This is a genomic window from Glycomyces sp. L485 (assembly GCF_022548875.1).
In the GTDB taxonomy this organism is placed as follows: domain Bacteria; phylum Actinomycetota; class Actinomycetes; order Mycobacteriales; family Micromonosporaceae; genus Glycomyces.
In genome coordinates this window covers 120,382-129,185 of sequence record NZ_JAKZEW010000007.1, presented here as the reverse complement: position 1 = coordinate 129,185, position 8,804 = coordinate 120,382, and the positions used below count along the sequence as shown (strand labels likewise).

The following is an 8,804-nucleotide window of genomic DNA, read 5'->3' as shown; positions in this document are numbered from 1 at the left end:
CTGCCCGCCTGAAGACCGACCGAAAAGCACGAGCGAGCCGAAAACCCCGCCCTATTCAGCCCCTACCTCGTCATCGCTGATACGACTGAAGCCCAACCAAACGGCACCGGAACACCGCAAAGCCATCCCAACACAGCGCCTTCCTCTTGGTCGCTGATCCGCCTGAAGCTCAAGACGACACGGTCCCGTCCCCGGATACGTGTCGGGGCCGTGATGCGATGCATCCCGGCCCTGAATTCACAATCTCGCAGTCATTGCAGCCTAAAGCAGTTCGCCTTCAAGCCATTCCACGAAGGTGCCCGAGATGGCGGTGCCGCAGTCGATGAGCTCTTCGAGCAGCGCCGAGGTGATGCCGGGGCGGACGGGGACCTGGATCTCGCCGAACACGGGCAGCGAGCCCGATTCAGTGGGCTCGCCGAGGTAGGCCTTGAGGAACCGTCTGGTGCGGTTCCACTCGTTCATCGCCGCGTAGCCGCGTACGGCCCAGTCCTTCGGCACGGTCTGGTAGGCGCGGGCGCGCAACACCAAGATGTCCGAGTCGGGGCCTTCGGCGCGCACCTGCACGATGTGACGCTCCCAGAGGGCGACTATGCCGCCGTTCTCGTCGATGAGGTAACGGATGTCGAGGTTCTTCAGTGCAGCGATGATCCGGTCGGCGTCGAGCGGAGCGGACTCGTCGCGGGCACTGTGGGCGATCTCTTCGAGATCGGAGACGAAGTCGGGGTCGATCGCCTCTATGTCACGCTTGATGAGGTGCCACCGCTCGACCTCGGAGATCTGCTCCTCATCGGGCCCGTAAGCGAGCGGTTCGGGGGAACGGGCCAGGAAGTGGTCCTCGCCGAAGTCGTCGACGCCGGCATCGGTCATCGCCAATTCGGGGGCCTCGCGGGGTTCGGACCGGGGGCTGGGGACCGCGCTGGGCTGGCTGCCGCGCGCTTGGGCGCGCTCGGCCGAGCCACAGATCTCGGTATCGGCTTCCGCGGTCGTCTCCGCGACCGCCTCGTCCTCGGAGTCGCGTTTCCTGCTGCTGCGCCACCATGCCATGGTGTTGTCCGCCTTCCCACCCAAAATGCGAATCACTAGCAGTACATGGGTTCTACGTTGGCAATCCTGCTTGGCTGAACTTAACCGGATTTGCGCCGGTTAAAGCAGTGCAAAGTTACGTCCGCCAGCGATGAGCAGCCTAGGACTTGGGACCGACATTGCACAACCGTCAGCCTTTCCTGACCAAAAGTATGAACCCTAATGCATGTGTTCGCGGTACTCAAAGCCTGACTGTCACCCGTCTCATACATCGGGGCGAGGAGAGGCCTGGAAAGCCGGTATTCAGTCGGATTTCCGTCACCGCCCGATTCAGCCTTTTAGAGGAGTTTCAGGCCCCTGTCGCGTTCCCAGACGGCGCCGTAAGTCGCGGCGAGTCCGACGCGGCGACCGGAGCGGACCACCCGTACGGGGTCGTCGCTGAGGAACCCCATGCGCATGAGGGCGACGACGAGCCGGAACTCGACGGGGTGCTCGTCACCGTCGTGCTCGATACGTAGGGCGACGTGGTCGAGCAGCGCGTCGCGCAGACGCCGGTCGCCGACTCCTTGGCCGCGCCGCTCGCGCAGCGCGTCGGCGGCCTGGCGGTCGAGGGCGGCGATGTCGGCGGCGGGCACGGTCTCGATCGGTTCCCAGGGCCACCGGGGCAGGCGTCCGCGCCAGTCGGCGTCGCTGCGGGGCTCGGCGCGACCGGCGCTGAGGTCGCCCGCGTTGTAGACACCCTCGCCGAGCGATCCGGCGAGGTCGCGGACGGCGAGCACGCCGATCGGGAGCGCGGCCCACAGACGGCCGTCGAGGACGCGGACGGGGGCGTCCGCATCCAGTCTCGCGACCCGGGCGGCGAACGCCGCGTCGTCCCGGCTCAGTCCTCCCATCGACTGAGGTACTCGCGCTCGGGCCCGGTGAGGCGGCGGGGACGGCCCTCGGCGGTGTCGAAGGGGACCATCACGGTCTTCGCCCTCAGCGCGAGCTTCTCGTTCGCGAACAGCTCGTAGGCGAAGGTGAACGAGGCGTTGCCGATGCGGTCGACCCACAGCTCGACGCGGACGTCGGCCGGGACGACGACCGGCAACAGGAAGTCGACCTCGTGGCGCGCGACCACGACGCCCTCCCTGAATCCGGGGATCCCGGCGTCCTCGGCGGCGGTGAACATCATCGCGACGCGGGCCTCTTCGAGCAGGGTCATGAACTTGGTGTTGTTCACGTGCCCGAAGGCGTCCATGTCCGACCAGCGCAGCGCCACATCGGTGTTGAAGCGGCTCATGCTAGTCCCTCGTGAGCTTGCGGTGCGTGACCCGGTGCGGCTTGGCCGCGTCGGGGCCGAGGCGCTCGATCTTGTTCTTCTCGTAGGAGTCGAAGTTGCCCTCGAACCAGAACCAGTTCGGCTCGCCGTTGTCATCGGTGCCCTCCCACGCGAGGATGTGGGTGGCGACGTGGTCGAGGAAGGCCCGGTCGTGGCTGATGACCACGGCGCAGCCGGGGAACTCCAGCAGCGCGTTCTCGAGACTGGAGAGCGTCTCGACGTCGAGGTCGTTGGTGGGCTCGTCGAGCAGGAGGACGTTGCCGCCCTGTTTGAGGGTGAGCGCCAGGTTCAGGCGGTTGCGCTCGCCGCCGGACAGGACCTTGGTGGGCTTCTGCTGGTCGGGGCCCTTGAAGCCGAACGCGGCGATGTAGGCGCGGCTTGGCATCTCGACCTTGCCGACCATGAGGTAGTCGAGGCCGTCGGAGACGACCTCCCAGACGGACTTCTCGCCGGCGAGGCCGGCCCGGTTCTGGTCGACGTAGGAGATCTGGACGGTGCCGCCGACGTTGACGTCGCCGGAGTCCGGCTTCTCCAGGCCCACGATGGTCTTGAACAGCGTGGTCTTGCCGACGCCGTTGGGGCCGATGATGCCGATGATGCCGTTTCGGGGCAGGCTGAAGTTCAGGCCGTTGATGAGCGTCTCGCCGTCGAAGCCCTTGTACAGGTCCTTGGACTCGATGACGGTCGAGCCGAGGCGCGGGCCCGGCGGGATCTGGATCTCCTCGAAGTCGAGCTTGCGGGTCTTCTCGGCTTCGGCGGCCATCTCCTCGTAGCGGCCGAGGCGGGCCTTGGACTTGGTCTGGCGGCCCTTGGCGTTGGAGCGGACCCACTCGAGCTCGTCCTTGAGGCGCTTTTGCATCTTGGAGTCCTTGCGGCCCTCCACCTTCATGCGCTCGGCCTTCTTCTCCAGGTAGGTGGAGTAGTTGCCCTCGTAGGGGTAGGTGCGGCCGCGGTCGAGCTCGAGGATCCACTCGGCGACGTTGTCGAGGAAGTACCGGTCGTGCGTGATGGCGACGACGGCACCGGGGTAGTCGGCGAGGTGGCGCTCCAGCCACAGGACCGACTCGGCGTCGAGGTGGTTGGTGGGCTCGTCGAGCAGCAGCAGGTCGGGCTGTTCCAGCAGGAGCTTGCACAGCGCGACGCGGCGGCGCTCGCCGCCGGAGAGGGTGGTGACGGCCCAGTCGCCGGGCGGGCAGCGCAGGGCGTCCATGGCCTGTTCGAGCTTGGAGTCGAGCTCCCAGGCGTTGGCGGCGTCGAGATCCTCCTGGAGGCGGCCCATCTCCTCCATCAGCTCGTCGGTGTAGTCGGTGGCCATCTCGGCGGCGATGGCGTTGAAGCGGTCGAGTTTCGCCTGGATCGGCGCGACGGCCTCCTGAACGTTCTCCATGACCGTCTTCGACTCGTTCAGCGGCGGCTCCTGGGCGAGCATGCCGACCGTGGCCCCGGCCGCGAGCTTGGCGTCGCCGTTGGAGACCTGGTCCTGGCCGGCCATGATCCGGAGCAGGCTCGACTTGCCGGCGCCGTTGGGACCGACCACGCCGATCTTGGCACCAGGGAGGAAGTACAAGGTGACGTCGTCGAGGACGACCTTGTCGCCGTGCGCTTTGCGCGCCTTTTCCATGGTGTAAATGAACTGCGCCACACTGATCCTTCGCTGACTCGTAACTGACCGCGTTCAATCATGTCAAGTCCGACCCCGTTCCCGCCATTCGGGCCGGGCCCGACCCGTCTGCGTCACGGCGGGCGTCCCGCGATCCGACACCGATATCCTTGAGTAAAGGAGGGACTACAAATTGAGCAACGCATCCTTCATTGTCGTAGCCAACCGCCTCCCCGTCGACTCCGAGGTCGACGAAGAGGGAAATCGAACCTGGCGCCGATCCCCCGGCGGCCTCGTCACCGCCCTCGAACCAGTACTCCAGGCCAACAAGGGCACGTGGGTCGGATGGGCCGGCCAGCCAGGCTCGGCTCCCGATCCGTTCGAGGCCGACGGCATCAGACTGCTGCCGGTCGAGCTCAGCGCCGACGAGGTCGCGCGGTACTACGAAGGGTTCTCGAACGCCTCGCTGTGGCCGCTGTACCACGACGCGGTCCAGCCGCGGGTGTTCCGCCGCTCGTGGTGGAAGTCGTATTACGAGGTCAACGCTCGTTTCGCCGACGTTTGCGCCGCCGAGGCCGCGCCCGGCGCGGTCGTCTGGATCCAGGACTACCAGCTGCAGCTGGTCCCCGCGATGCTGCGGGAGCGGCGCCCCGACCTGCGGATCGGATTCTTTCTGCACATCCCGTTCCCGCCGGTCGAGCTGTTCATGCAGTTGCCTCAGCGCATGGAGATCCTCAAGGGGCTCCTCGGCGCGGACCTGGTGGGCTTCCAGCGGCCCCTGGCGGCTCAGAACTTCCTCGCTCTCACCAGGCACCTGCTCGGCTACCGGCCGAGGGGGCACTACGTCACCGTCGACGACCGCCTGGTCAGGGCCGACGCCTTCCCCATCTCCATCGACACCGCCTCAATGGAGGAGGTCGCCAACACCGACCGCGCCCGTCAGCGGGCCAAGGAGATCCGCGCCGAGCTCGGCGAGCCGGAGACCATCATCCTCGGCGTCGACCGGCTCGACTACACCAAGGGCATCGAGACACGCCTCAAGGCGTTCCGCGAGCTGCTGGAGGACGGCCGCTTCCAGGTCCCCAAGACCGTGATGGTGCAAGTGGCCACCCCGAGCCGCGAGCGCGTCGAGCAGTACCGGGTGCTGCGCGACAAGGTCGAACGTGAAGTCGGTCGCATCAACGGCGAATACGGCCAGGTGGGCCTTCCGGCCGTCCACTACCTCCACCAATCGTTCGACAGGCACGAGCTGGCGGCGTTGTACCAGGCCGCCGACGTCATGGCGGTCACACCGCTGCGCGACGGCATGAATCTGGTTGCCAAAGAGTACGTCGCGAGCCAGATCGACAGCCACGGCGCGCTGGTCTTGAGCGAGTTCGCCGGTGCCGCAGGGGATCTCAGGCAGGCGTTCTTGGTGAACCCGCATGATTTGACCGACCTGAAAGACGGATTTGTGACAGCGGCGGAGACGCCTCTGGACGATAAGATGAAGAGGATGCGCGCGATGAGGCGCTATCTGCGTAAGCACGACGTGAGTCGATGGGCCCGCAGTTTCCTCACGGCGCTAGGAGTTCCGGAACGCACCGCGGCGTACAATCCGGGCAGCCCACCCGCCGCTGATGCGGTGGAAGGCAGGTAGGCACAAGCCTGAATCCGCAACTGACCGGTGTTGGAGATACGCCAGATGACCGCACCAAGCCCAGAGGGACTCGGTCCTGAAGGACTGAGTTCCTCGGACGAGCTACGCTCGGCCCTCACCCAACTCGCCCGCGTCCCGCAATTGCTGGTCGCCTGCGACTACGACGGCACGCTCGCCCCGATTGTGACCGACCCCTCGCAGGCCAAACCGATTCCCGAGTCGGTGTCGGCGCTGCGGACGCTCGCGGACCTGCCGCAGACGAAGGTCGCGGTCATCTCCGGTCGCGCGCTGCGCGATCTGGCGGCGCTCTCGCGCCTTCCCTCCGAGATCCATCTGGTCGGCTCGCACGGCTCGGAGTTCGACGTCGGGTTCACCCGGGCGCTCTCCAGCGAGGATCAGCGGCGCCGGGACAAGCTCGTCGCCGAGCTCTCGGCGATCGCGGAACGCTACGAGGGCGCTCGAGTGGAGCCCAAGCCGGCGGGCGCGGCCCTGCACACGAGGGAGGCCTCGCAAGAGGACGCGGACGAGGTCATCGAGGCGGTCCGGGAGGGACCGTCGACTTGGGACGGCGTGCAGACCACCGAGGGCAAGGCGGTCATCGACCTGTCGGTCGTCACCACCCACAAGGGCGACGCGCTCGACAAGCTCCGCCACCAGCTGGGGGCGTCGGCGGTGCTCTTCCTCGGCGACGACGTCACCGACGAGAACGCCTTCGCGCATCTCCACGGACCGGACATCGGCGTCCGGGTGGGCACTGGTACCACCCGGGCGTCCTTCCGGATCGCCGACCCCGAGGACGTCGCCAAGCTCCTCGCCCGCCTCGTCGACAGCCGCCGCAGCTGGCTCCAGGGCGAGTCGGCGCAGCTCATCGAGCGGCACACGCTCCTGGCAGACGGCGCCAACCACGCGCTGCTCACCCCCGACGCGCGCCTGACGTGGATGTGCCACCCTCGCCCCGACTCCGGTTCGGTCTTCGCCGACCTCCTCGGCGGCGAGCACGCCGGACACTTCACCGTCCAGCCAGTCAACGCGGGCATCCCGCTCGGCCAGCGCTACGTCGCCGGCACCATGACCGTCGAGACCCGGTGGCCGGGACTGACGATCACCGACTGGCTCGACTCGACGCTGCGGCGCCGCGGCGACCTCAACGCCACCGTCCTCGTCCGCGAGATCACCGGCGAGATCCCGGTCAAGCTCACCTTCGCGCCGCGCCCGGAGTTCGGTCAGCTGCCGGTGCAGCTCCAGCCGGTCGGCGGCGACGGCATCAGGGTCCTGGGCGCGAACGAGCCGATCAGCCTGCGCTCGCCGGGCGTCGACTGGCGCATCGAGCACGACGGCCAGCACACCCTGGCCACCGCCACGGTCGACCTGGCCAAGATCGGCGGCTCGCTCATCCTGGAGATGCGCGCCGGCACCGAGGACATCGGCGAGTGGAAGCCCGCCATCAAGGTCCGCCGCCGCACCACCGAGGCCGGTTGGCGCAACTGGTCCGACTCGCTCAAGCTCCCCTCGATCGAACCTGAGGCGGTCTCGCGTTCGGCGCTGACGCTGCGGGCGCTGTGCTACCAGCCGACCGGCGCGATCCTCGCCGCCGGCACCACCTCGCTGCCCGAGGAGCTCGGCGGGGTCCGCAACTGGGACTACCGGTTCTGCTGGATCCGCGACGCCGCGATGACCGCGAACGCGCTGGTCGACATCGGCTCCCTCCAGGAGGCCGAGGCGTACTTCGAGTACGTCTCCGGCATCATCGAGCGCACCGCCGGACACCCCGAGCGACTCGCCCCCCTGTACGACATCGAAGGCGTCGCCCCGTCCCCCGAGGCCATCATCGAGACCCTGCCCGGCTATGCCGGGGCCAGGCCCGTACGCATCAACAACGCCGCGTCCAACCAGGTCCAGCTCGACGTGTTCGGTCCGGTCGCGATGCTCATCGAGGCGGTCGCGCAGCGGCGCGGGCACCTGTCGGACTTCGAGCAGTCGGTCATGGCCTCCATGGTCGAAGCCGTCGAGAAGCGCTGGCACGAGCCCGACCACGGCATCTGGGAGGCCCGTCAGGCGCCCCGGCACCACGTGTACTCCAAGGTCATGTGCTGGGTGACGGTCGACCGGGCGCTCAAGGTCGCCGACCACTTCGGCATGGAGTCCGGGGCCACCTGGCCGGAGCTGCGCGACTCGATCGCGAAGAACGTGCTCGAACTGGGCTGGAACGACGGTGTCGGGGCCTACACGGCCGCTTACGGCCACGACGACCTCGATGCGGCGTCGCTGTGGGTGGGCCTGTCGGGCCTGCTGGCACCCGACGACCCTCGCTACCTCAAGACGGTCCTCAAGATCGAGGCCGGGCTGCGCAGCGGCCCCACGGTCTACCGCTACCACCGCGACGACGGTCTGCCCGGCACCGAGGGCGGATTCATCCTGTGCGCCGCGTGGCTGGCCGAGGCCTACATGCAGGTGGGCCGCCGGACGGACGCCGAGGAGCTGTTCGAGCAGATCCTCGCGTGCGCCGGACCGACCGGCCTGCTGCCCGAGCAGTGGGATCCGATCGCCGAGCGCGGGTTGGGAAACCACCCGCAGGCGTACTCCCACCTCGGGCTGATCCGCGTGGCCAACCTGCTCAACGGCCAGAACGGGCACGTGTAGAGGCAACGGCTAATCTGTTGGGGACGCCTCCTGTCTGATCGTCCCCAACAGAAAGCCCTCCGCCTTGAGCTCCCCCACTCCGGCCGTTCCCGGCTACCGCGACTTCGCGATGGTCGCTCACGGGTCGACCGCGTTCGTGTACCGCGCCGTCCAAGAACGGCTCGACCGGACCGTGGCCGTCAAGGTCCTCCTGGTCGACGATGACATGACCACCACCGCCTCGGTCGAGAAGGAGCTCGAGGCCACCGTCGCGGTCTCGGGCCACCCCCACATCGTCTCGATCATCGACACCGGCTCGACCGAGGACGGCCGCCCCTACATCGTCATGGAGTACTGCGACGGCGGCTCCTACTCGCAGATCCTGAAGTCGGGCGGACCCTTGCCGGTGGGCGACGTCATCGACGTGGGCGTCAAGATCGGCCAAGCGCTCCAGGCCGCGCACAGCGCCGACATCCTGCACCGGGACGTCAAGCCGCAGAACCTCCTGCGCGGCCGGTACGGGCCGGCTCTGGCGGACTTCGGGATCGCCCGCGCCCCGGCGTCCCTGGCCGCGACCGAGACGATCGACAAGCTCACGCCGC

7 protein-coding genes are annotated in these 8,804 nt (G+C 67.9%); 3 read left to right on the top strand and 4 right to left on the bottom strand.

The features are described from left to right. Positions 1-261: 261 nt before the first annotated feature. The 4 genes from L0U85_RS06530 to ettA form a co-directional block, all read right to left on the bottom strand. On the bottom strand, positions 262-1,044 hold the full coding sequence (locus L0U85_RS06530; protein ID WP_241376950.1) for a YbjN domain-containing protein: 783 nt from the start codon (positions 1,042-1,044) through the stop codon (positions 262-264). Positions 1,045-1,361: 317 nt separating this feature from the next. Then, on the bottom strand, positions 1,362-1,916 hold the full coding sequence (locus tag L0U85_RS06525) for a hypothetical protein (RefSeq protein ID WP_241376949.1): 555 nt from the start codon (positions 1,914-1,916) through the stop codon (positions 1,362-1,364). Further along, positions 1,904-2,305 (bottom strand): thioesterase family protein, encoded by a 402-nt coding sequence (locus L0U85_RS06520; protein ID WP_241376948.1) that lies wholly within the window; start codon positions 2,303-2,305, stop codon positions 1,904-1,906. Before L0U85_RS06520 ends, L0U85_RS06525 begins: the two co-directional genes overlap by 13 nt. A 1-nt stretch (position 2,306) precedes the next feature. Further along, complete coding sequence (ettA, locus tag L0U85_RS06515; RefSeq protein ID WP_241376947.1) at positions 2,307-3,986, bottom strand: energy-dependent translational throttle protein EttA; 1,680 nt, start codon at positions 3,984-3,986, stop codon at positions 2,307-2,309. A 151-nt stretch (positions 3,987-4,137) separates the two neighbouring features. Between ettA and L0U85_RS06510 the strand changes: the two genes are divergently transcribed. The 3 genes from L0U85_RS06510 to L0U85_RS06500 form a co-directional block, all read left to right on the top strand. Continuing rightward, on the top strand, positions 4,138-5,583 hold the full coding sequence (locus L0U85_RS06510) for a trehalose-6-phosphate synthase (RefSeq protein ID WP_241376946.1): 1,446 nt from the start codon (positions 4,138-4,140) through the stop codon (positions 5,581-5,583). Between the two features lie 45 nt (positions 5,584-5,628). Further along, positions 5,629-8,223: a trehalose-phosphatase gene (otsB, locus tag L0U85_RS06505; protein ID WP_241376945.1), complete on the top strand. Its 2,595-nt coding sequence runs from the start codon at positions 5,629-5,631 to the stop codon at positions 8,221-8,223. Positions 8,224-8,287: 64 nt separating this feature from the next. Next, the coding region (locus L0U85_RS06500; RefSeq protein ID WP_241376944.1) for a serine/threonine-protein kinase at positions 8,288-8,804 on the top strand (517 nt) is incomplete at its 3' end.